Below are 23,244 nucleotides of genomic sequence, written 5' to 3'. Positions count from 1 at the left end.
TTATGGCCGACACCACCGACAGATTCAGTCCGCTCGAACTCAAGGGAACGGCCGGCACATCGACGGATACGCCAGATCCCGGCACGGCATGTTCCCGGCCGCCCGGATAACGTCCTCGCCGCCGGCTTCGGTGAGGAATCGCAGGAAGCTTGCGCCGAGCGATTCGGGCGCGAAATCGCCGTAGCTGTAGGCGTACTCGATCCCCCAGAACGGGTAGATACGGTTGGCCGTCGCTTCCCGGGTGGCTTGCTGACCGTTGATGGTCACCGTCGCCACCTGCGTGGACTCCGCGGCGTCGGCGTGCTCGGCATACCCCACCGCACCGGGTGTCTCGGCCACGGCGGCCAGCATGTCCTTGGTCATCGCCACATCGCAGCGCCCCGGACCCGGCTCGCGGCGGATCTCACGGCAGGTGGCGTCGCGCGCGGCAGGCTGCTCGGCATCGAGCAGCCTGGATTCGAAGGTGCTGCGCGTCCCCGACCCCGGATGACGGTTGATCAGGCGCACCGGCAGATCGGCACCACCCAGCTGACTCCAGTTCTCCACTCGCCCGGAGTACAGGTCCCGGATCTGCTCGACGGTCAGGTGCCGCACTCGGGTACCGGGATGCACGATCATGCTGAACAGTGACAGGGCCAGTGGCCGCTCCACCAGGGTCGGATAGTCCAGACCCATCGGCCCGTCCGCGATCGCCAGCAGCCCGGAATTCTCGTTGCCCTCCGATTCCAGCCGGTTCATCCCCGGCTCACTGCCTTCGAACGCGAACTCGAACTTCGCGCCTCGGCAGCTGTGCTTGTAGACGTCGGCGGCCTCGCGGATGACCTGCTCGAATGCCGTAGACCCGACGACGGTCAGCTTCCCGTCCGCGCACCCGAGCGGCGCCTTACCGCGCTCCACGGCCGCGACGATGAACTGGGCGACGATCACCACCACCAGGAACGCGATCAGCGCGATCATGAACAGCGGGATACCGGTCTGGCTGCGGGTTTCGGTGACCCGTCCGCCCTTGATCATGCCCTGCAGTCGCGGCGGCGGATACTCCCCCGTTCCCGTCGAGCGCTGGAGGATGGCAAGGATCTTGTAGTGGTCGGCACGGTTGAGCGGCACCCTGGGCAGGTCGATGATGCCGACGTTGTCGGTGGATTCGCGCACCGCGATTCCGGAGTCGGGCTCGAGCAGGTCACCGAGGGCGGGATCGCTGAGTTCGGTGACGGCCATACCGATGACGCGGCGCTGCGGGAATCGCAGGTGCAGGCCGGCGCGGCCGTTGTCGGGGGTGCCGTAGTCGATGGTGTCGAGGGAGGTGGCGCCGCTGTTCTCGATCCGCATCAGGACCACCGACAGGTCCTTCAGATCCGGGCTCGCACCGTCGGCCTGCGGCCGCAGCTGCGGCAGCACACCGGGAAACACCGACTCGATCTCACCGGTGACGGGCGTATCCATCTGCACGCGGTAGCCGAGTTGTTTACGCCCGACGAAGACGAACTCCCACAGGAAGGCCCCGACCGGCACCGCGATACCGATGAGCGCGAGCACGATCTCTAGCGGAAAGCCGCCCACTGATCTGTCCCTCCCCAACCGAAATGCGTGGCAACCATTTTCGGCCGCAACCGGGTGAATTCCCCAGCAACAATCGAATTGTTCGCGAACAGTTAACCAAACGGCCGCACGATCAGGCGCCGGATTGCCGCGTCCACGCGAGCAATTCGTCCAACGGTTTGGTGTTGATCACCCGCTCTGGCGGCACTTCGTTGGCGACAGCTCTGGCACATCCGTACCCCTGCCAATCCAGCTGGCCTGGCGCATGGGCGTCGGTGTCGACGGCGAATTCGCAGCCGATATCGACGGCCAGCCGCATCAGCCTGCTCGGCGGGTCCTGCCGTTCGGGCCGGCTGTTGATTTCTACCGCGGTACCGAAACGCCTGCACGCCTCGAACACCAGCTCGGCATCGAAATCCGATTCCGGTCTGGTCCCGCGTCCGCCCATCACGAGCCGCCCGGTGCAATGACCCAACACGTCGACCAGCGGGTTGGCGACGGCATAGACCATGCGCTTGGTCATCGTCTCGCTATCGTCGCGCAGCCTCGAATGCACGCTCGCCACAACGATATCCAGTTCGTCCAGCAGCTCCGGATCCTGATCGAGGCCGCCGTCGTCGAGGATGTCGACCTCGATGCCGGTGAGAATCCGGAACGGCGCGAGTTCGGCATTGAGTGCCGCGACCACGTCGAGCTGGCGGCGCAACCGTTCGGCCGAGAGCCCGTTGGCCACCGTCAGCCGCGGTGAATGGTCGGTCAGCGCACAGTATTCGTGTCCGAGCGCAGCGGCGGTGCGCATCATCTCCGCGATCGGGCTGCCGCCGTCGGACCAATTGGAGTGAGTGTGCAAGTCCCCGCGCAACAACTCACGCAGCGCCTTGCCTTCGATGCCGATCGACTCGGCGGCGGCGCGCAGTTCGGCCAGATACGGCGGAACGACACCGGAGTACGCTTGCTCGATAACGGCCGCGGTCTTCGGCCCGATGCCCGGCAATTCCTGCCAGCTGTTGGCGGCTCGCCGCGCCGCACGCTCGTCGTCGGTCAGGCCCACCACAATATCGGCGGCCTTGCGATAGGCCTGCACCCGATGGGTTTTCGCGCGTTCCCGCTCCAGCCAGAAACCGATCTCCCGCAGTGCCTGCACCGGCCCCGGCACAGTGGCCGGGTCCGGGGTCGCGGTCGAATCGTCCTCGGCCACCTCGGCTATCGAATCCTGCCGTACTTCACGAACGCCACCCCGTCCTCGAAGACCTGGCTGGTGATGACACGGAACCGCGTCGGTTCGGGCAGCTTCGGGCCGTCTCCGAACAGGGACCGGCCGCGGCCGAGCACGATCGGGTAGAGCTTGAGGAAGATCTGATCGATCTCCGGCAGCAGCACCTGGGCCAGCTCGCCGCCACCACACAGCCAGATGCCGAGCCCTTTGTCACGTTTGAGCTCACGGACCTTGGCCAGCGGGTCGGCGGAGATCAGCTCGACGGCCGGGTCCGGGCTCTCCGGCAATGTCGAGGAGACCACGAACTGGCGCAGATGCGCGTACGGGCTCGACGTACCGGTGCGCACCCCGAAGTCATGGGTTTTGCGACCCATCAGCACGGTGTCGAAGTTGGCATTGCGCTTATCGATACCGAGCGCTTCGCGAACTTTGGCCGGCAGCGTTTCCGGGTACTGCGCCGTGATCGCCGGACCGTGATCACCACCGACCGGGAAGAAGTCGACCGACCCTTCCTCGGTGGCGATGAACCCGTCGATGGTGGATGCGACGTAGTAGGTGAGCTTGCGCATGTGTCCTTCCTGCACGGCCGGTGTCACAGTCGGGCCGTCTGCAGAAACGGTAGCTCGCTATCGGGTGCCGGGGCGAGCGTTCTTCTGGCATCGCGGGCACGAATACGAGGAGCGGTTCATGAACTTCTCCCGCACGATGGGCGCACCGCAGCGTGGGCACGGCCGGTCGGCGCGGCCATAGACGGCGAGAGAACGCTCGAAATAGCCCGACTCACCGTTGACGTCGACGTACAGCGCGTCGAAGGAGGTTCCGCCGGCCGCAAGCGCGTCGCCCATCACGGCCTCGACCTCGGTGAGCAGTGTGCGCAGCGCGGGCTTGGTGAGTCCGGCGGCGGTCCGGCAGCCGTGGATCTTCGCCCGCCACAGCGCCTCGTCGGCGTAGATATTGCCGACACCGGAAATGACGGTCTGGTCGAGCAGGACGCGTTTGATCTCGGTCCGTTTGGCGCGTATCGCGGCCACCACGGCCTCGGCGTCGAATTTCGGGTCCAGCGGGTCGCGGGCGATGTGGGCGACCGGCTCGGGGACCAGGGTGCCGTCTACCTCGACCAGGTCGGCCAGTGCCCAGCCGCCGAAGGTGCGCTGGTCGACGAAGCGCAGCTCGGTGCCGTCGTCGAGGGTGGCACGGATATGCGCGTGTTTCTCCACCGGAGAATCAGCCTGCCGCACCAGCATCTGCCCGCTCATACCGAGGTGCACGACCAACGCGAGATCAGGGTCGTCGAAGGTCAGCCACAGGTATTTGCCGCGCCGCTCGGCGTCGGCCACCCGCTGCCCGGACAGCCGGGCGGCCAGGTCGGCGGCCCCTTCGAGGTGGCGGCGCACCGAGCGCGGATGGGTGACGGCCACCGATTCGATGATGTGGCCGACCACATGACCGGCGAGACCGCGCCGGACAACCTCGACTTCGGGAAGTTCGGGCACGTCAGGATTCGGCGGTCAGCGCCTGATAGGCGGCGCCCGCGGCCTTCTGCTCGGCTTCCTTCTTGGAACGGCCGACGCCCTGACCGTAGGCCCGGCCCGCGATCACCGTGGTGGCGGTGAATTCCTTGTCGTGGTCGGGCCCGGTCGAGGTGATTTCGTAGCTGGGCACGCCGAGACCGCGTTCGGCGGTGAGCTCCTGCAGGCTGGTCTTCCAGTCGAGCCCGGCACCCATGCGGGGGCCGCGCTCGAGCAGTTCGGCGAACAACCGCAGCACCACGCCGCGGGCGACCTCGATGCCGTGCTCGAGATGCACGGCACCCAGCAGCGATTCCATGCCGTCGGCGAGGATGCTCGGCTTGTCCCGGCCGCCGGTGAGTTCCTCACCCTTGCCGAGCAGCAGGTGCGCGCCGAGCCCGCCCTCGCCGAGCCCGCGGGCGACCTCGGCGAGCGCGTGCATGTTCACCACGCTGGCGCGCAGCTTGGCGAGTTCACCCTCGGACTTGTCCGGGTGCTCATGGTAGAGCCGTTCGGTGATGCTCAGCCCGAGCACCGAGTCGCCCAGGAATTCCAGGCGCTCGTTGGTCGGGAGCCCACCGTTCTCGTACGCGTATGAGCGATGGGTGAGCGCGAGCGTCAGCAGCTCCGGCCCCAACTCGACACCGAGGGCGGCGAGCAGGCCCGCATGGTCACCGGAGGGGCCGAGTTCGTCCTTACCGGCGGTCACGGTTGATCTGATATCAGACCGCAGAGGTGACCTGGCGGCCCTTGTAGGTGCCGCAGGACGGGCAGGCGATGTGCGGGAGGGTCTTCTCACCGCAGGCCCGGTTCGGGCAGGTGATCAGGGTAGGCGCGGTGGCCTTCCACTGGCTGCGCCGCGACCTGGTGTTGGAACGGGACATCCGGCGCTTGGGAACGGCCACGACTACTTCTCCTCTGTCTGTGTATCTGCCCGGTCGGCAGTGTCTGCCTGGTCGGCGGAACGGTCTGGGGCGGCGGCACCCTCGTCGGGGCTGCCATCGCCGGGCGAATCGGCGGCGAAATTCGCCAGCCCGGCCCAGCGGGGGTCAAGTATCTCATGTCCATGATCAGAACCCGCAATCGCCATCCGCACTCCGCATTCCGGGCACAGTCCGGCACAGTCGGGCGTGCACAGCGGCTGCAGCGGAAGCGCCAGGCCCAGCGCGTCCACGATGACGGGTTCGAGGTCGATGAGATCGTCGACCATCCGGTACATCTCGTCCTCGGAGGTGGTCTGCTCGGTGGCGCTGTCGGGGTAGGCGAACAGCTCGGTCAGCGACAGCTCGATCTCGTCGTCGAACGATTCGAGGCAGCGCGAGCATTCGCCGGTGAGGGGCGCGGACACCGTGCCGGTGATCAGCACACCCTCCGACACCGACTGCAGACGCAGGTCGAGCTCGACTTCGGCCCCGACGGGGATGGCGACCAGGTCGAGTCCGAGCCGGTCGGTCGTGGTCACCGTGCGATGCAGTTCGCGCATCGACCCGGCGCCGCGGCCGAGGTTGCGGACGTCCAGGACGAAACCCGTGTCGGGCACCGGGTGCGAGCCGGTACGCGAGCGCGAGGCAGAACCGGAACCGGCGGACATCACGAACTCACCTTCATGATCAGGGGGAATGGGCAACCACTCCACAGTACGCGAAGCGGTACGCCGGACCAAAGTCGAGCCGACCGCGCCCGCGCATGGGCACGACCGACGCCGGTGCCTCAGCGCACCCGATCGAGAGGAATGACCCCTAGCGCCGGTAGTCCGAGGCGTAGTCCGGCATCCCCATGCCGGTCCGCAACTGCTGACGACCACGCCCGACGATGCGCAGAGTGCCGTTGAGCGTCTCCTCGAACTCGGCGAGCTTGGAGTCGACATAGTGATCGCACTCCTCGCGCATCCGGTCCGAATCGGCCTGCGCACCGTCGATGAGCCGGGCCGATTCGGCGTGCGCGGCACGCACCACCTCGGTCTGCGCCACCAGCCGGTCCTGCTCGGCCTTGCCGTCGGCGACCGAACGGTCGTAGGAGGCTTTTCCGGCCTCGATCATCCGCTCGGACTCCGCGCGTGCCCGTCCGGTGACGGCCTCGTATTCGGCGTTACCGTCGGCGACCACGCGCCCGGCCTCCGCCTCGGCGGTGTCCACCAGACGGTCGGCGTGCGCGGTGGCCTCGGCGACCATGCGGTCGGCGTGCGCCTTGGCGTCGGCGAGGATGCGGTCGGCCTCGGCCCGCGCGGAGTCGATGGTGTCGGCGGCCTGCTCGTTGGCGCCGGTCACGGCCGTTTCGGCGGCATTGCGGGCATCGGTGACGATCTTGTCGCGGTGATCGAGGACGTCCTGGGCGTCGTCCAGCTCACCCGGCAGCGCATCTCTGACGTCGTCGAGCAGTTCCAGCACATCACCGCGCGGCACGATGCAATTGCGCGTCGGGGGGATCCCGCGCGCCTCTTCGACGATCGCGACCAGCTCGTCGAGTGCCTCGAATACGCGATACATGCTCACTTACCCCACTCTCCTGCAGATCGACGGTGAACTTCCGTCGTCGCCCAGTGTGCCCTTCGCCACGGCTGCTGCCGAGTCCTGTTCCGGTGTGTCGTGTGAGTGTCTCGCAGACCACAGAAATCAAGTGGAGTAGGTGCCTCCACTTCGTGCTAGATTCATCCGGAAGCCACAAGATCTTCATAAGCGGACCGCAGGCACCTACTGCGACCGTGCACTGAAGAAGGGCCGACGAGCAGGACACCTCGACATCGACGTTGACATGTTTCGCTAGTTCAGTACAGACTGAACATGCTGCACTCGAAACTTTGGAGTCACGCCGGCAGACGGGAATGCGAACACCCTCGCAGTTGTCTTACCTGTTGGGCTCACGTTCGATCGGATTGACCATGACCGTCCTGGAACTACCGCGACCGGCACTGCCCACCGCGCGCGTTCTCACCCCGCTGGCCGGGCCGTACCCGGATATGCGGGAAGTCTCGACTGCGCGCCTGGGCCTCGCGCTCGGCTACCTGCGCGGTGATCGGGCGTTCCCCCAGCTGATTCGGTTCGCGCTGGTCGGTGGATTGAGCAATGTGGCCTACGTCCTGCTCTTCTTCGGCATGCTCGGCATCGGGCCGCTGGTGGCCAACGTGGCGGGTTCCATCGTCAGCACGGTGATCGCCAACGAACTGCATCGCCAGCTCACCTTCCACGCCGCCGACCGCGTCGGCTGGTTCACCGCCCAGTGGGAAGGCGGCGGACTCGCACTGGCCGGCCTCGGCATCTCCACCGCAGGACTGGCCGCACTCGACTTCTGGGCTCCCGGCCTCGATAGTGCCTTCCAGGCCGCCGCCGTCCTGGCCATCACCGCCGCCGTCGGCGGACTGCGATTCCTCGCGCTGCGCGGCCTTGTTTTCTGAAGGGACGTCGGCCGCAGCTACAAACACAAATCGCGCTACATGCACACGGCGAGACGGGCGACCCAGAGGAGCCCGGTTCGTGGCCCGGCTCGCGTTTCCGCTGCCGCTGCGCACGCCGAAGGCAAGCAGCGGTAGCGGAAACGCGAGCCACCAGGGGCCGCGAACACGCGGTGCCGAAGGCGCCGCAAATCAAACAGAGCTTGCCCGTTCGGCGATGCGCTCCAGCAGCCGCTTGTGCACGGCCGGCGGCAACATGTCGGTGACGTCACCGCCGAAGGTCGCCACCTCCTTGACCAGCGAGCTGGACAGGTAGCTGAAGGCGGGATTGGTAGCAACGAAGAAGGTGTCCACGCCGGACAGCTTCTTGTTCATCTGCGCCATTTGCAGTTCGTAGCCGAAGTCGCCTGCATCGCGCAGACCCTTGACGATCGCGGTGATGCCCTGTTCGCGCGCGAAATCCACCAGCAGCCCGTACCAGGATTCGACCCGGATATTCGGCAGATGCGCGGTCGCCTCACGCAGCATGTCGATGCGCTCGTCGACGCTGAACATGCCCTGCTTGTTCTTGTTGATCATCACCGTGACGACGACCTCGTCGAACTGGGCCGCCACTCGGTTGAACACGTCGATATGTCCATTGGTCACCGGGTCGAACGAACCCGGGCACAGCGCTCCTGCCATGAGTCAGACGCTAGCAGGCCGATCGGCGGGTTCGCCCGGTGCGCTGTCGAACTCGGCGAGCTCGATCCTGGTCTCACCGTAGCGACGCGACTTCTCCCCCAGATATCCTGCGGGCCAGTCGATCTCGGGTGAGCGACTGGACCGTTCCACCACCACGAGCGCGCCGGGCGCGAGCCAGCCGTGTCCGGCCAGCGCTGTCAGATCGGCGATGACGACGGCGGTGTCGAGGTCGTAGGGCGGATCGGAGAACACCAGGTCGAACTCGGCAGGCGCAGGCTGCGCCAGCACGGTCGACACAGCTCCGACGCGCAGCTCGGCACCGGGCAGGCCGAGATCGGCGATATTGCCGCGCACCACCGCCGCGGCCTTGCGATCGGATTCGACCAGCAGCGCCCGCACCGCGCCGCGCGAGAGCGCCTCGAGCCCGAGCGCACCGGACCCGGCGTACAGGTCGAGCACCCGGGCGCCATCCAGCTCCAGACGGGCGTCGATCGCGCTGAACAGCGCCTCGCGCACCCGGTCCGAGGTCGGCCGGGTGCCCGCGGGCGGGACACGCAGGCGTCGCCCGCCCGCGGTCCCAGCAACGATGCGCGTCATTCGGATTCGCGCACGGCCAGCTCGATCAGCAGGTCACCACCCTCTACCTGCTGCACCTTGCCGATCGCGACCCGACCGACCAGGCCGGCGCGCGGCGCGGTGATGGCGGCCTCCATCTTCATGGCCTCGATGGTGCCGATGGTGTCACCGGCGGCGACGGTGTCGCCCTCGGAGACCGCGAGGGTCACCACACCGGCGAACGGCGCGGCGATATGGCCCGCGTTGTTCTTGTCGGCCTTCTCGGCGGCCGGGATCTCGCTGGCCACCGAGCGGTCGCGCACCGACACCGGCCGCAACTGGCCGTTGAGGATGCACATGACCGTGCGCATACCGCGCTCGTCGGGCTCGGAGATCGCTTCCAGGCCGATGAGCAGGGTGACACCCTTCTCCAGCTGCACCCGATGTTCCTCGCCGCGGCGCAGACCGTAGAAGAACTGGTTGGCCGACAGGCCGGTGGTGTCGCCGTACTTCTCCCGATGCGCCAAGAACTCGGCGGTGGGTGCGGGGAACAGCAGCCGGTTCAACGTCGCCCGGCGTTGCGCCGAGCTTCCGGCCAGCCCTGCCTCGTCCTCGGCGGTGAGCGGGGTTTCCGGCTTGGCGGCTCCGCGCCCGGCCAGCGCCTTGGTGCGGAACGGTTCGGGCCAGCCACCGGCAGGGGTGCCGAGTTCACCGCGCAGGAACCCGATCACCGAATCCGGGATGTCGTAGCGACCGGGGTCGGAAGCGAAATCGGCAATGTCGACGCCGGTGCCGACGAGAGCCAGCGCCAAATCACCTACCACCTTCGACGACGGGGTCACCTTCACCAACCGGCCGAGCAGGCGGTCGGCAGCCGCGTACTTCGCCTCGACCTCCTCGAAGCGATCGCCGAGGCCGAGCGCGATGGCCTGCTGACGCAGGTTCGACAGCTGACCACCGGGGATCTCATGGGTGTAGACGCGTCCGGTCGGGGCGGGCAGCCCGGATTCGAAGGGCGCGTACACCTTGCGCAGTGCCTCCCAGTACGGCTCCAGATCGCAGACGTTGCGCAGGTCGAGGCCCGTGTCGCGGGGACTGTTCGCCGCGGCCGCGACGATCGCCGACAGCGCGGGTTGACTCGTGGTGCCCGCCATCGCGGCACTCGCGCCGTCGACGGCGTCCGCGCCTGCCTGCCAGGCCGCCAGGTAGGTCGCGAGCTGACCGCCAGGGGTGTCGTGGGTGTGCACATGCACCGGCAGGTCGAAGTTGCTGCGCAACGCCGACACCAGGGTGGCCGCGGCCGGTGCGCGCAGTAGACCGGCCATGTCCTTGATCGCCAGCACGTGCGCACCGGCGTCCACGATCTGCTCGGCCAGCTTGAGGTAGTAGTCGAGGGTGTAGATGTTCTCGTCCGGGTTGGACAGATCGCCGGTGTAGCTCATCGCGACCTCGGCGACCGCAGTTCCGGTCTCGCGCACCGCATCGATGGCGGGACGCATCTGATCGACGTTGTTGAGCGCGTCGAAGATGCGGAAGATATCGATACCGGTCGTGGTGGCTTCGGCGACGAAGGCCCGGGTCACCTTCTCCGGATACGGCGTGTACCCGACGGTGTTGCGCCCGCGCAACAGCATCTGCAGACAGATATTGGGGACGGCCTCGCGCAGCGCCGCCAGCCGCTCCCACGGATCCTCGTGCAGGAAGCGCAGCGCCACATCGTAGGTGGCACCACCCCATGCCTCGATCGACAGCAGTTCCGGCGTCAACCGGGCGACATGCCCGGCGACCGCGAGCAGCCCGCCGGTACGCACTCGGGTGGCCAGCAGGGACTGATGCGCGTCACGGAAGGTGGTGTCGGTAACCCCGACCGCGTCCTGTTCACGCAGCGCCCGCGCGAAACCCTCGGGGCCAAGCGTCAGCAGCCGCTGCCGCGAGCCGTCCGGCGGCGGCACCGACAAATCGATGGCGGGCAGCTTGTCGTGCGGGTAGACCGCGGTCGGGCGTTCACCGTGCGGCTTGTTGACGGTGACGTCGGCCAGGTACTCCAGGATCTTGGTGCCACGGTCGGCAGACCGGCGCAGATCCAGCAGCTGCGGACGCTCGTCGATGAACGACGTGGTAACTCGGCCCGCCCGGAAGTCCGGATCGTCGAGCACCGCGAGCAGGAACGGGATATTGGTCGTGACGCCGCGGATGCGGAACTCGGCCAGCGCGCGGCGGGCCCGCGCGACCGCGGTCGGGAAGTCGCGTCCACGGCAGGTGAGCTTGACCAGCATGGAGTCGAAGTAGGCGCCGATCTCGGCGCCCAGATTTGCGCCACCGTCGAGACGGATACCGGCGCCGCCCGGGGTGCGGTAGGCGGTGATCCGGCCGGTGTCGGGGCGGAACCCGTTGGCCGGGTCCTCGGTGGTGATCCGGCACTGCATGGCCGCGCCGCGAATGGCGACGGTGTCCTGACTCAGGCCCAGATCGGTGAGGGATTCACCGGCGGCGATGCGCAGCTGCGACTGCACGAGGTCGACATCGGTGATCTCCTCGGTCACCGTGTGCTCGACCTGGATCCGCGGGTTCATCTCGATGAAGACGTGCTTGCCGCGCTCGTCGAGCAGGAACTCCACGGTGCCGGCGCAGCTGTAGCCGATCTGACGGGCGAAGGCCACCGCGTCGGCGCAGATCCGTTCCCGCAGTTCGGGATCGAGGTTCGGGGCGGGCGCGAGCTCGATCACCTTCTGGTGGCGCCGCTGCACCGAGCAGTCGCGCTCGAACAGGTGCATGACATTGCCCTGGGTGTCGGCCAGGATCTGCACCTCGATGTGGCGCGGATTCACCACCGCCTGTTCGAGGAACACGGTGGGATCGCCGAAGGCCGACTCGGCTTCGCGGGAGGCGGCCTCGATGGATTCGCGCAGCTGCGCGGGCGCGGCGACCCGGCGCATACCGCGACCACCGCCACCGGCGACGGCCTTGACGAAGACCGGGAAGTCCATCGATTCGGCTGCCGCCAGCAACTCCTCGACGTTTGCCGATGGTTCGCTGGAGTTCAGCACCGGAAGTCCGGCCGCCTTGGCCGCGGCGATGGCGCGCGCCTTGTTACCCGCCAGCTCGAGCACCTCGGCGGAGGGGCCGATGAAGGTGATGCCCTCGCGAGCGCAGGCGGCGGCGAGGTCGGGGTTCTCCGACAGAAAGCCGTACCCGGGGTAGATGGCGTCCGCGCCGGCCGTCTTGGCCGCCTCGATGATGGCCTCGATGGACAGATACGCCCGGACGGGGTGGCCTTCCTCGCCGATCTGATAGGCCTCGTCCGCCTTCAGGCGGTGGACCGAGTTGCGATCCTCATGCGGGAAGACGGCCACGGTCCCGATGCCGAGTTCGTAGGCCGCGCGGAAGGCGCGGATGGCGATTTCGCCGCGGTTGGCAACCAAGACTTTCGAGAACATTGGCTTAACGTACCCGCCGCCACCGCGTGGTTCGACACCGAAGTCCACTTCGCAGGAATCTTCACAACTAGGTATGGCACGGTTGCGAAGTTGCGTTCATCGGGCCGTCACATCTCACCGGCCTGCGCGCCGAACCGTGCGCAAAGCTGACCGCCGTAGTTACTGGCGGGTTACCACCACCCCGGGTACGGTGCCGCCGGCCCCCGCGCAGTTGCCCAGCCGAGGCGCCCATCAGCAGCCCGCGCTCTTCGCCGGTCAGCCCCCGGGACATTCGGCCGGCCGGGCGAGGCGAATCAGGGTCTCGGGCGGTCGGCTCACCACTCGAATGCCGCCCGGACTATCGTGGGCACTGCAGCTGGTTCGCCGGCCGGACGACAAGGAGCCCCGAACGTCCGCCCCGGCGTCGAAGCCCGCCACCAGGCGGGCGAGAGGGAACCCGGTGGAAATCCGGGACTGTCCCGCAGCGGTGAGCAGGAACGACCGCCGTCATCAGCACTGGGCACACAGCCTGGGAAGCGACGGCCAGTAGGTCGGCCGAATCGGCCGGTGCCCGCGAGTCCGAAGACCTGCCCGTTGTGCCGGATACGCCGTATCCGGCGGCCATCGCCTCGTGGATCGGGCGCCGCCACCAGTGTTGACATTCGACCCGGCCGGGTGGCCGGGTTCATCGGGGTCTCATCGGTGTCCGCGCACCCGAAAACGGCATTGGCTGTCGAACTTCAGCACTGGAGAACACCGTGACTGCACTTTCGCCAAGCCCGTTCACCGCAACGGTTCTCGGACTTCCCCGGGTGGGGCCGCGCCGGGAACTCAAACGCGCCACCGAGTCCTACTGGGCCGGTCGCATCGACGCGGACCAATTGCATGACACCGCCCGCGAGCTGCGCCGCGCCCAGTACGCCGAATTGCTCGCCGCCGGACTGGATTCGATTCCGGTCGGCACCTTCTCCTACTACGACCAGGTGCTCGACACCGCGGTACTGCTCGGCGCGCTGCCGCCGCGGGTCGCTGGGATCGAGAACCCGCTGGATCGCTATTTCGCCGCGGCGCGGGGCAACGACTCGGTCGAACCGCTGGAAATGACCAAGTGGTTCGACACCAACTACCACTACCTCGTTCCCGAAATCGGTGCCGAGACGACGTTCTCGTTGCACCCCAAGGCGCTGCTCGACCAGCTGCGCGAGGCAATCGAACTCGGGGTGCCCGCCCGGCCGGTCGTCGTCGGGCCGATCACCTTCCTGAAGCTGGCCAAGACCAGCGGTGCGGCCGCACTCGACCGCGTCGGCGAGCTGATTCCGCTGTACCGGGAACTGCTGGGGCTGCTCGCCGACGCAGGCGCGAGCTGGGTACAGATCGATGAGCCTGCCCTGGTCACCGATCTGACCGAGGACGAGCTCGCGGTGGTGCGGCAGGTGTACACCGAGTTGTCGGCGGCCCAGCGCCGTCCGGCCGTGCTGGTCGCCACCTACTTCGGCACGCCCGCCGGTGCGCTGGCGACATTGGCAGGCACCGATATCGAAGGCATCGCCGTCGACCTGACCTCGGGTACCGATGTCGCCGAGGTGGCGGCGGTGCCCGCGCTGGCGAACAAGCTGCTCGTCGCCGGTGTGGTCGACGGACGCAATGTGTGGCGCACAGATCTGGACGCCGCCCTGACCACTCTCGGCACCCTGCTCGGGTCCGCGGGTTCGCTCGCGGTGTCCACGTCGTGCTCGCTGCTGCATGTGCCGTACTCGCTGGCGGTCGAGACCCGCCTGGACGACGCACTGCGCTCGTGGCTGGCATTCGGCGCCGAGAAGGTCGCCGAGGTGCGGCTGCTCGCGACCGGTCTGAGCACAGGCACGGAGGCGATCGCCGACGAGTTGGCCGCCGCGCGTGCGGCATCGGCGAGCCGCAAGGCCGACCCGCGGATCAGCAACGCCCAGGTCCGCGCCCGCCTCGACGCACTCGGTCCCGACGCCATCCGGCGCACTCCGGCCGAACAGCGGCGCACCCTGCAGCAGGAGCGGCTGCAGTTGCCCCCGCTGCCGACCACCACTATCGGCTCGTACCCGCAGACTTCGGCGATCCGGCTGGCGCGCGCGGCACTGCGCTCGGGTGAGATCGACCAGAGCGAATACGAGCGCCGGATGCGTGATGAGATCGCCGATGTCGTGGCGTTGCAGGAGAAGCTGGAGCTGGACGTGCTGGTGCACGGCGAGCCCGAACGCAACGACATGGTGCAGTACTTCGCCGAGCAGCTCGACGGGTTCGCGGCGACCGATCTGGGCTGGGTGCAGTCCTACGGCACCCGGTGCGTGCGCCCGCCGATCCTGTTCGGTGACGTCAGCCGTCCGGCGCCGATGACCGTCGACTGGATCAGCTTCGCCCAGTCGCTGACCGAGAAGCCGGTCAAGGGCATGCTTACCGGTCCGGTCACCATTCTGGCCTGGTCGTTCGTCCGTGACGACCAGCCGCTGGGAGATTCCGCGCGGCAGGTGGCGCTTGCCATCCGGGACGAGACGGTGGATCTGCAGGACGCGGGCATCAGGATCGTGCAGGTGGACGAGCCCGCGCTGCGCGAGCTGCTGCCGCTGCGGGCCTCCGATCAGCAGGCCTATCTGGACTGGTCGGTGCAGGCGTTCCGATTGGCGACCTCCGGTGTCGCCGACTCCACCCAGATCCACACCCATCTGTGCTACTCGGAGTTCGGTGAGGTGATCGACGCGATCGCCGGCCTGGATGCCGACGTGACCTCGATCGAAGCGGCGCGCTCGCATATGGAGGTGCTCGATGATCTGAATGCCGCCGGATTCGATCTCGGTGTCGGGCCGGGTGTCTACGACATCCACTCGCCCCGGGTGCCCGGTGTCGAGGAGATCACCACCGCCCTGCGTGCGGCGCTGAAAGCCGTTCCCGCCGAGCGCCTGTGGGTCAACCCCGACTGTGGCCTGAAGACCCGCGGCCCAGTCGAGGTGGAGGCGTCGCTACGCAATATGGTCGCCGCGGCCCGCGCCGTGCGCTGATCAGCACGACCGGATGAACGAAGCTGGGCCGCACCTCACAGGTGCGGCCCAGCTCCGCTTTCCCCACCCATCAACTGCACACCTCTCAACCCTCCGTCTCTCCCGCAGCCCCCGGCTCCCGTCTCCTCCCGCGCTTCTCCACACACCCCTGACATCGCCGCGCCACCCGCAACACCGGCCGATCCCGCGACTCCGGCGCCACCACCCCACGCCACACCGCCCGGCACCCCTGATTCCGCTCCATGCGCCTACCCCTCCTCACACATCACAGTCATCGTTTCGCCAGGTTGGACGACCCGGGCAAGGATTCGGTTCCCCCTTATTCCAAGAACTTTCAACACACCGCACGACACGCCGCGGAATGTCGAAATCGTCGAGAATCACCCCCATATGAGCAGGACCGGCCGTCCCGCTGCACAGGCAGCGTGACGGCCGGTCCGGGTGCGCGGAATCAGGCGACGACGAGTTCGCGTTGCTCGACGCCGACGTACTCCGACAGCGGACGGATGAGAGCGTTCGACTGCGCCTGCTCGATGATGTGCGCCGTCCATCCGGTAATGCGGCTCATGACGAAGATGGGGGTGAACATCTCGATGTCGAAGCCCATCAGGTGGTAGGCAGGGCCTGCCGGGAAATCCAGGTTGGGTTTGATGCCGGTGGATTCGGCCATGGTGCGTTCGAGTTCGGAGTACATGCGCAGCCATCGGCTATCTCCGGTCACCTCGGCCACCTCATCGAGCGCGGCCTTCATGGTGGGGACGCGGGAGTCGCCGTTTTTGTAGACGCGGTGGCCGAAGCCCATCACCTTCTGTTTGTTCGCAAGTTTGGTGTGCAACCATTCCGCGGCCAGTTCGGGATCACCGATCTCGAGCATGGCGTGCATGACGGCCTCGTTGGCGCCGCCGTGCAGTGGACCCTTCAACGCGCCGATCGCGGCGGTCACGGCGCTGTAGATATCGGACTGGGTGGAGGTGACCACCCTCGCCGCGAAGGTCGAGGCATTGAAGCTGTGCTCGGCGTAGAGGATCAGTGAGATCTCGAAGGCTTTGACGATCCGCTGATCGGGCACCTTCCCGAAGCACATGTTGAGGAAGTTCTCCGCGAACCCCATATGCGAATGCGGCGCAATCGGTTCCAGGCCACGCCTGCGACGCATATCGGCCGCGATCACCGTCGGTAGCACAGCGGTCAGCCGCAACGCCTTGACCAGCAACACCTTCTCGTCCGCGGCACCGGCGAGGTCCTCGACCGGATCTTCGGACCCGAGGTAGCTGACCACCGTACGCACCACATCCATCGGATGGCAGCTGTCGGGCATTTTCTGCACCAGCGACAGGATCGACCGATCGGCGCGCCGCTGCGCGCGCTCGCGCTGGCACAGCAGTTCGAGCTGCCCTGCGTTCGGAAGCTCGCCGTACCAGAGCAGATAGGCGACCTCCTCGAACGAGCACAGCCGCGACAGATCCTGAACGGCATAGCCGCGATAGGTCAGCGAATTGGTCTCGGGCACCACCTTCGAGATGCTGGTGGTATCCACAACCACACCCGCCAGCCCCTTCTTGATCTCGGTCATATCGATCACTCACTCACGGTGAAGTTGAAAATTCCGGCATCGAAATCGTTGTAGCGCTGGTAGTCCAGCAGTTCGTAGAGCCGCGAGCGGTGCTGCATGCTGTCGATCAGCCCCGACTGCGTTCCGGTGGCAGCGATCTCACGCAATCCACGTTCGGCGGCGAACATTGCCAGCCGCAACGTCGTCACCGGATAGATGACGGCGTTGAAGCCGATCTCTTCGAGCGTGCCTGCCGAAATCAGTTCGGATTTGCCGAATTCGGTCATATTCGCCAGCAACGGAACATCCACCGCCGCACGGAACTTCGCGAACTCACCTTCGTCTGCCAGTGCTTCGGTGAAGATCAGGTCGGCGCCCGCGTCGGCGTAGGCTTTGGCGCGATCGATGGCCGCGTCCAGCCCCTCGATGCCACGGGCATCGGTGCGCGCGCAGATGACGAAGTTCGGATCGCGCCGCGCCGACACCGCCGCCCGCAGTCTGCGCACCATCTCGTCGCGCTCGACCACCGCCTTACCGTCGAGATGGCCGCACCGTTTCGGATTCACCTGGTCCTCGATATGGCAGGCGGCCAGGCCCGCGTCCTCGAGCAGGGTCACCGTGCGGGCGGCGTTCATCGGCTCACCGAACCCGGTATCGGCGTCGATCAGCACCGGCAGATCGGTGACGCGGGCGATCTGCTGTCCCCGCCCGGCCACCTCCGTCAGGGTGGTCAGCCCGATATCGGGCAGCGCGAGCTCGGCGGAGACGACCGCGCCCGACACGTAGACGCCTTCGAAGCCGACCTCTTGAATCAGCTTGGCGACCAGCGGATTGAACGCGCCGGGCATCCGCTGAATCCGGTTCGAGGACAGACCGGCCCGCAAGGCGATCCGCTTGCCGGCCGCGCTGGTCGCCGCCGCGATGAGCCCGCTCATCAGAACACACCCTCGGGGATGGCAGGACCACCGGCGAGCACCTGGTCGGACACGGTGAAGGTCAGCTGGTCCAGCTCACCGGCGGCCAGTTCCGGCGCCCGCTGCGCCACCTCGAGGAACCTGCGCTGCTCCGCGGCGTCGAGTACGCCCTCGGCCAGCACGGTGAACTTCTCGATGTACTGCTCGCGGACGAACGGCCGCGCGCCCAACGGATGCGCATCCGCCACGGCCAGCTCGTCGGTGATGGTCTCACCGCTCTTCAAGGTCACCACCGCGCGTGCACCGAAGGCCTTCTCGTTCGGGTCGGTGGAGTGGTAGCGACGGGTCCATTCCGGATCCTCGACGGTCGAGATCTTGTGCCACAGTTCGACGGTGTCGGGCCGCTGCGCGCGTTCGGGCGCGTAGGAGCGCTCGTGGTGCCAGGTGCCGTCCTGCAGCGCGACCGCGAAGATATAGGGCACGGAGTGATCGAGGGTTTCCCGGCTGGCCTGCGGATCGAACTTCTGCGGGTCACCGGAACCGGTGCCGATCACCACGTGGGTGTGGTGGCTGGTGTGCAGCACGATCGAGGCGATCTGATCGAGATCACCGATCTGCGAGCGCATCCGGCGGGCCAGATCGATCGGCGCCTGACTCTGATATTCGGCCGAGTGCTCCTTGGTGTAGCTGTCGAGGATGGCCAGCTTCGGCTCGCCGGGGCCGGGCAGCGGCAGCTGGTATTCGGCATCGGGTCCGCCGAGCAGCCAGGCGATGACGCCGTCGGCGCCCTCCCAGATCGGCGAGGGCGCACCCTCACCGCGCATCGCGCGATCGACGGCCTCCACACCCATCTTCCCGGCGAAGGCAGGCGCGTAGGCCTTCCAGCTCGAGATCTCGCCCTTGCGCGACTGCCGGGTCGCGGTGGTGGTGTGCAGCGCCTGGCCGATGGCCTGGTAGATCGTCTCGGCATCCAGTCCGAGCAGGGTGCCGAGACCGGCCGCGACAGACGGGCCGAGATGGGCGACATGGTCGATCTTGTGCTCGTGCAGGCAGATTCCGCGCACCAGATCCATCTGGATCTCGTAGCCGGTGGCCAGCCCGCGGATCAGATCCGCGCCACTGCGGCCGGTGTGCTGGGCGACGGCCAAAATCGCCGGGATGTTGTCGCCCGGATGGGAGTACTCGGCAGCCAGGAAGGTGTCGTGGAAATCCAGTTCGCGCACCGCGACGCCGTTGGCCCACGCCGCCCACTCCGGCGACACCACGCGATCGGAGGGCAGACCGAACACCGTCGCGCCCGCACGACCGGCTCGCGGCTGATACCCCGCCGCCAAGGCTTGGACCCGCGCCGAGGACACCGGGCGACGCACCAGCGAGGCGGCTGCCACCGCGGCGTTGTCGATGATCCGGTTGACGATCATCTCCCGCACCGCATCGGTCACCTCGACCGGATCGGTGGCGACCTCGGCGATCTTGGTGGCCAGATGCTCCGCGCGCGGGAAGTCTTCCGCGGATCCGCGAGCGCGTACGATGTTGGTCTTCATGCGTCCTCCGCACTGTGGGCGATCTCTTCCGATACTTCGCACGCTACGCAGACGTAGCCTTCGGCAAAACACCTTGCACAGGTGGATTTTTGTGGGTAACAACCGGCATTTTTGCGATGTTTGCGAAGATATGGGAGTACGATCGCTCGCCGTGCGAAAGATGTACGCCGGGGCCCGGCTGCGACGGCTGCGTGAGGAACGGCGAATGACCCAGGCCGCGCTCGCGAAATCGCTGGACCTGTCGCCGAGCTATCTCAATCAGCTCGAGCGCGACCAGCGTCCGCTGACCATCCCGGTCCTGCTCAAACTGAACTCGACCTTCGACCTGGACGTGCAGTTCTTCGCCGCGGACTCCGATGCCCGACTGGTGTCGGATCTGCACGAAGTCCTCGTCGACGCCGCCGGCGGGGACAGCGCGCCACTCACCGAGATCGAGGAGCTGGCGACGCGGCAACCGGAGATCGCGCGCCTGGTGGTGGCGATGCATCGCCGGTTGCGTACCGCGACCGATCAGCTCGATCTACTCTCGGCGCGGGTCGCCGCGCCGGTAGGCGCGGCCGGGGTACCAATGCCGTATGAGGACGTGCGCGATTTCTTCTACGACCATCACAATCACATCGGCCGCCTCGATCTGGCCGCGGAACGGCTGTTCGACGAATGCGGTCTGTCGATCGGTTCGCTGGACCGGCAGCTGGCGCGGGTAGCCGAGGAGCGCGCCGGTGTGACGGTGCTGGTGCGTGGCGACGGCGCCGACTCCTCGGTACCCAAACGCCGTTACGACCCCGACAGCCGCACCCTCACCCTGGCCAGGCGGCTGCGGCCCGGGCAGCGGGCATTCCAGATCGCCACCACGCTGGCGTTCCTGCTCTACGGCAACGAGCTCGACGCCGTCCTGAGCGAAGCACCGTCACTGGTCGGCGAATCCCGCAATCTGGCGCGGATCGGACTGGCCAACTATTTCGCCGGTGCGCTGGTGTTGCCGTACGGACGTTTCCTGCGGTCGGCCGAGGAACTGCGCTACGACATCGATCTGCTCGGTCTGCGTTTCGAGGTCGGTTTCGAAACCATCTGCCATCGACTGAGCACTCTGCAACGGCAGGGCCAGCGCGGCGTGCCGTTCTTCTTCGTGCGCACCGATCGGGCGGGCAATATTTCGAAGCGGCAGTCCGCCACCGCCTTTCACTTCTCCCGCGTCGGCGGCAGTTGCCCGCTGTGGGTGGTGCACGAGGCGTTCGCCCATCCCGGCCGCGTCCTCACCCAGGTCTCCGAAATGCCCGACGGCCGACGGTACTTCTGGATCGCGCGCACCGCCATGATGGCGCCGCAGGGCTTCGGCACCATGGCCAAGAACTTCGCCATCGGACTCGGCTGCGATATCGAATACGCCGACCGGCTGGTGTATTCCAAGGGCATTCAGCTCGACGATCCGGCGACCGCGGTGCCGATCGGCGCCGGATGCAAGGTCTGCGATCGACCTTCCTGCCCGCAGCGTGCGTTCCCGCAGATCGGCAGTCCGCTGGCCGTCACCGAGGAGGTGTCGGTGGATCTGCCGTACCCGCGCGTGCGGGCGTGAGTCAGGATTTGGCCAGGTACTCCAGGCGTTCGGAGTCGACCGCGGCGTGCATCATCGCCGCCAGCCCTGGATGCCGGGACAGACCCGGATCCTGTTCCACCAGCTCACGTGCGAGCTCCTGTGCCGCGGTGATGACTTCGAGGTCATCGAGCAGCGAGAGCAGCCGCAGCGAGCGTGCGGTACCCGACTGCGCGGAACCGAGCACGTCACCTTCACGACGCTGCCGCAGATCGAGCACCGCCAGTTCGAAACCGTCGGTGGTCGCGGCGACCGCTTCCAGCCGCGTCATCGCGGGGCCACCGGGGGCTGTATCGGTGACCAGCAGGCACAGCCCGGGATGTTTGCCTCGGCCGATGCGGCCGCGCAATTGGTGCAATTGGCTGACGCCGAACCGGTCCGCGTCCATGATCACCATCACTGTGGCATTGGGCACGTCTACGCCGACCTCGACGACCGTCGTGCAGACCAGCACATCGATACCGCCATCGTTGAATTCACGCATCACCTGGTCTTTGTCATCCGACGGCAAGCGCCCGTGCAGCAACCCGACACGAAGCTCCGACAGGGGCCCGGTGCGCAGCTGATCGAAGACATCCAGCACGGCCTGGGTGGTCGGGCCCTCCTTGCCGTCAGCGGCCTTGGACTTACCGCCACGGGACTTGCCGCCGTTCGCACCGTCCTCGTCGTCGCCGATGCGTGAGCACACCACATAGGCCTGCCTGCCCTCGCGCACCTCCTCGGTGATGCGCTCCCAGGCGCGCTCCACCCAGTTCGGATGCACCCTGCGCGGCACCACCTTCGACGCGATCGGTGAACGACCGCGCGGAAGTTCGGTGAGGGTCGAGGTCTCCAGATCGCCGAGGGTGGTCATGGCTATGGTGCGCGGAATCGGCGTCGCGGTCATCACCAGCAGATGCGGTGTAGAACCGGCTTTCGCCTTGGCGCGCAGCGCATCTCGCTGCTCCACGCCGAAGCGGTGCTGTTCGTCGACCACGACCATGCCCAGATCGAAGAACTCCACCGCGTCCTGGATCAGTGCGTGGGTGCCGATCACGATGCCCGCTTCGCCGGTGACCGCGGCGAGCAGCGCCGCACGTTTCGTAGCGACCGACATCGAACCGGTCACCAACCTCACCTGGGTGGCGGTGTCGGCGGCGCCGAGTTCGCCGGCCCGGCCGAGTTCGCCGAGCATGGCGCGCAGCGACCGATAGTGCTGGGCGGCGAGCACTTCGGTGGGGGCCAGCAGCGCGCACTGTTGTCCGGCATCGACCACCTGCAGCATCGCGTGCAACGCGACGATGGTCTTACCGGAGCCGACCTCACCCTGGAGCAGGCGGTGCATCGGCTGCTCACGCGACAGATCCGCGGAGATCTCCCCGATCACCTGCCGCTGACCGGCGGTGAGCTCGAACGGCAACCGCTCGTCGAACGCGGCGGCAATGCCGTCGGTGCGTGGTGGGCACGGCCGCGCGGTCCGGCCGGACACCTCATGGCGACGTTCGGCCAGCACCAGCTGCAGCGCCAGCGCCTCGTCGAACCGAAGCCGCTGCTTCGCCTGTTCGATATCGAGCTTGTGATCGGGCAGATGGATCAGGCGCAGCGCATCCGAGACGGCCATCAGTTCCCGGTCGTCGCGGATCCGTTGCGGCAGTGGGTCATCGATCGGATCGAGCTGATCGAGTACCTGCCGCACACACGCGAGGATCTCCCAGCTCTGCACCTTCGCGGTCGCGGGGTAGACCGGGATGAACTCGCGCTCGAAGAACGACATATCCACCCCGCCCGCGTCTTTCGCACTCTGGGCGATTCCGCGCAGGTCACCGCCACCGCGCACGGTGGTGAGCGTGGGGGTCGCGTCGTCATCGGGGTTCTCGGGCAGGATCAGATAGCCGGGATGGCTCAGATTCCATTGACCGGGCCGCCAATAATTGACGGTGCCCGACATCATCGCCCTTGCGCCCTCGCGGACCACGTACTTCACCTTGTCGCCATTGAAGAAGGTGACATCGACGCCCTTGCCCGTGCCGGTGTCGAGCACCACCTTGAGCAACGACCCGCGACGCTGACGCATCGGCTTGAGTTCGGCCTTGGTGATCCGGCCGATGACGGTGATGTGCGAACCGTCCTCTGGCGCTTCCTCGGTGAGCGGCTGGCCCTGCGTGGCGTAGCGCAGTGGATAGTGCCGCAGCAGATCCTCGACGGTCTGCATATCGAACGCGTCGGCCAGCGAGGCAGCCGCTTTCGCGCCGAGTAGATGGTCGAGCCGATCGCTCAGTTTTGCCATGACCTCGTTCCCGCCGCCTTCGTCCGCGCCATCGCGCCGCGCACC

Annotated in this window: 18 protein-coding genes and 1 riboswitch; of the genes, 3 read left to right on the top strand and 15 right to left on the bottom strand. The window is 67.2% G+C overall.

Features of this window, described 5'->3' with window-relative positions:
• Positions 1–39 precede the first annotated feature (39 nt).
• The 8 genes from ACFXNW_RS12160 to ACFXNW_RS12125 form a co-directional block, all read right to left on the bottom strand.
• Positions 40–1,560, bottom strand: coding sequence for a substrate-binding domain-containing protein (locus ACFXNW_RS12160; RefSeq protein WP_379417688.1), 1,521 nt, complete (start codon positions 1,558–1,560; stop codon positions 40–42).
• 112 nt (positions 1,561–1,672) lie between these two features.
• The gene (locus ACFXNW_RS12155) at positions 1,673–2,737 is read right to left on the bottom strand and encodes a PHP domain-containing protein (RefSeq protein WP_379417687.1); all 1,065 of its coding nucleotides are present in this window, start codon (positions 2,735–2,737) and stop codon (positions 1,673–1,675) included.
• Positions 2,738–2,742: 5 nt separating this feature from the next.
• Complete coding sequence (locus ACFXNW_RS12150) at positions 2,743–3,324, bottom strand: dihydrofolate reductase family protein (RefSeq protein ID WP_379417686.1); 582 nt, start codon at positions 3,322–3,324, stop codon at positions 2,743–2,745.
• Between the two features lie 57 nt (positions 3,325–3,381).
• A complete protein-coding gene (mutM, locus tag ACFXNW_RS12145; protein WP_379417685.1) occupies positions 3,382–4,248 on the bottom strand; it encodes a bifunctional DNA-formamidopyrimidine glycosylase/DNA-(apurinic or apyrimidinic site) lyase in 867 nt (288 codons plus the stop codon).
• A 1-nt stretch (position 4,249) separates the two neighbouring features.
• Positions 4,250–4,996, bottom strand: a complete 747-nt coding sequence (gene rnc, locus ACFXNW_RS12140) for a ribonuclease III (protein ID WP_379418119.1) — start codon at positions 4,994–4,996, stop codon at positions 4,250–4,252.
• Positions 4,986–5,168: a 50S ribosomal protein L32 gene (rpmF, locus tag ACFXNW_RS12135; protein WP_109529679.1), complete on the bottom strand. Its 183-nt coding sequence runs from the start codon at positions 5,166–5,168 to the stop codon at positions 4,986–4,988. The genes rnc and rpmF overlap by 11 nt, the downstream gene beginning before the upstream one ends.
• A gap of 2 nt (positions 5,169–5,170) precedes the next feature.
• Positions 5,171–5,854 carry a YceD family protein gene (locus tag ACFXNW_RS12130; RefSeq protein WP_379417684.1) on the bottom strand — a complete coding sequence of 228 codons (684 nt, stop codon included), beginning with the start codon at positions 5,852–5,854 and terminating at the stop codon, positions 5,171–5,173.
• 148 nt (positions 5,855–6,002) lie between these two features.
• Positions 6,003–6,749, bottom strand: coding sequence for a DivIVA domain-containing protein (locus ACFXNW_RS12125; protein ID WP_379418118.1), 747 nt, complete (start codon positions 6,747–6,749; stop codon positions 6,003–6,005).
• 392 nt (positions 6,750–7,141) lie between these two features.
• Here ACFXNW_RS12125 and ACFXNW_RS12120 point away from each other — a divergent pair, with 392 nt between their 5' ends.
• Entirely contained in the window at positions 7,142–7,654 is a 513-nt protein-coding gene (locus ACFXNW_RS12120) for a GtrA family protein (RefSeq protein ID WP_379417683.1), read from the top strand.
• A 189-nt stretch (positions 7,655–7,843) separates the two neighbouring features.
• Here the strand turns inward: ACFXNW_RS12120 and coaD are convergent, their stop codons facing one another.
• The 3 genes from coaD to ACFXNW_RS12105 are packed head-to-tail and all read right to left on the bottom strand — an operon-like array spanning position 7,844 to position 12,327.
• The gene (gene coaD, locus ACFXNW_RS12115; protein ID WP_379417682.1) at positions 7,844–8,335 is read right to left on the bottom strand and encodes a pantetheine-phosphate adenylyltransferase; all 492 of its coding nucleotides are present in this window, start codon (positions 8,333–8,335) and stop codon (positions 7,844–7,846) included.
• Between the two features lie 3 nt (positions 8,336–8,338).
• A complete protein-coding gene (gene rsmD, locus ACFXNW_RS12110) occupies positions 8,339–8,932 on the bottom strand; it encodes a 16S rRNA (guanine(966)-N(2))-methyltransferase RsmD (protein WP_379417681.1) in 594 nt (197 codons plus the stop codon).
• Positions 8,929–12,327, bottom strand: coding sequence for a pyruvate carboxylase (locus ACFXNW_RS12105; protein ID WP_379417680.1), 3,399 nt, complete (start codon positions 12,325–12,327; stop codon positions 8,929–8,931). The genes rsmD and ACFXNW_RS12105 overlap by 4 nt, the downstream gene beginning before the upstream one ends.
• Positions 12,328–12,754: 427 nt before the next feature.
• A riboswitch (cobalamin riboswitch) is annotated at positions 12,755–12,895 on the top strand.
• Positions 12,896–13,064: 169 nt separating this feature from the next.
• On the opposite strand from ACFXNW_RS12105, the gene metE reads away from it, so the two are divergent.
• On the top strand, positions 13,065–15,332 hold the full coding sequence (gene metE, locus ACFXNW_RS12100) for a 5-methyltetrahydropteroyltriglutamate--homocysteine S-methyltransferase (RefSeq protein WP_379417679.1): 2,268 nt from the start codon (positions 13,065–13,067) through the stop codon (positions 15,330–15,332).
• Between the two features lie 451 nt (positions 15,333–15,783).
• On the opposite strand, the gene ACFXNW_RS12095 is transcribed toward metE, so the two are convergent.
• The 3 genes from ACFXNW_RS12095 to ACFXNW_RS12085 are packed head-to-tail and all read right to left on the bottom strand — an operon-like array spanning position 15,784 to position 19,342.
• Entirely contained in the window at positions 15,784–16,905 is a 1,122-nt protein-coding gene (locus ACFXNW_RS12095) for a bifunctional 2-methylcitrate synthase/citrate synthase (protein WP_379418117.1), read from the bottom strand.
• Positions 16,906–16,910: 5 nt separating this feature from the next.
• Positions 16,911–17,819, bottom strand: a complete 909-nt coding sequence (gene prpB / locus ACFXNW_RS12090) for a methylisocitrate lyase (protein WP_379417678.1) — start codon at positions 17,817–17,819, stop codon at positions 16,911–16,913.
• Positions 17,819–19,342: an MmgE/PrpD family protein gene (locus tag ACFXNW_RS12085; RefSeq protein WP_379417677.1), complete on the bottom strand. Its 1,524-nt coding sequence runs from the start codon at positions 19,340–19,342 to the stop codon at positions 17,819–17,821. The genes prpB and ACFXNW_RS12085 overlap by 1 nt, the downstream gene beginning before the upstream one ends.
• Positions 19,343–19,493: 151 nt before the next feature.
• On the opposite strand from ACFXNW_RS12085, the gene ACFXNW_RS12080 reads away from it, so the two are divergent.
• A complete protein-coding gene (locus tag ACFXNW_RS12080; RefSeq protein ID WP_379417676.1) occupies positions 19,494–20,915 on the top strand; it encodes a short-chain fatty acyl-CoA regulator family protein in 1,422 nt (473 codons plus the stop codon).
• 1 nt (position 20,916) lies between these two features.
• On the opposite strand, the gene recG is transcribed toward ACFXNW_RS12080, so the two are convergent.
• Positions 20,917–23,199, bottom strand: coding sequence for an ATP-dependent DNA helicase RecG (recG, locus tag ACFXNW_RS12075; RefSeq protein WP_379417675.1), 2,283 nt, complete (start codon positions 23,197–23,199; stop codon positions 20,917–20,919).
• Positions 23,200–23,244: the final 45 nt, after the last annotated feature.

Source organism: Nocardia sp. NPDC059180, from assembly GCF_042754945.1.
Lineage (GTDB): Bacteria > Actinomycetota > Actinomycetes > Mycobacteriales > Mycobacteriaceae > Nocardia.
The sequence above is the reverse complement of the archived record's forward strand: the minus strand, read 5'-3'. Positions and strand labels throughout refer to the sequence as shown.

Coding starts and splice junctions, on each gene's coding strand:
- rsmD (WP_379417681.1), bottom strand. CDS start 8,932: ATGACGCGCATCGTTGCTGGGACCGCGGGCGGGCGACGCCTGCGTGTC.
- coaD (WP_379417682.1), bottom strand. CDS start 8,335: ATGGCAGGAGCGCTGTGCCCGGGTTCGTTCGACCCGGTGACCAATGGA.
- ACFXNW_RS12095 (WP_379418117.1), bottom strand. CDS start 16,905: ATGACCGAGATCAAGAAGGGGCTGGCGGGTGTGGTTGTGGATACCACC.
- ACFXNW_RS12130 (WP_379417684.1), bottom strand. CDS start 5,854: ATGTCCGCCGGTTCCGGTTCTGCCTCGCGCTCGCGTACCGGCTCGCAC.
- ACFXNW_RS12150 (WP_379417686.1), bottom strand. CDS start 3,324: ATGCGCAAGCTCACCTACTACGTCGCATCCACCATCGACGGGTTCATC.
- ACFXNW_RS12125 (WP_379418118.1), bottom strand. CDS start 6,749: ATGTATCGCGTATTCGAGGCACTCGACGAGCTGGTCGCGATCGTCGAA.
- prpB (WP_379417678.1), bottom strand. CDS start 17,819: ATGAGCGGGCTCATCGCGGCGGCGACCAGCGCGGCCGGCAAGCGGATC.
- ACFXNW_RS12105 (WP_379417680.1), bottom strand. CDS start 12,327: ATGTTCTCGAAAGTCTTGGTTGCCAACCGCGGCGAAATCGCCATCCGC.
- recG (WP_379417675.1), bottom strand. CDS start 23,199: ATGGCAAAACTGAGCGATCGGCTCGACCATCTACTCGGCGCGAAAGCG.
- ACFXNW_RS12120 (WP_379417683.1), top strand. CDS start 7,142: ATGACCGTCCTGGAACTACCGCGACCGGCACTGCCCACCGCGCGCGTT.
- ACFXNW_RS12085 (WP_379417677.1), bottom strand. CDS start 19,342: ATGAAGACCAACATCGTACGCGCTCGCGGATCCGCGGAAGACTTCCCG.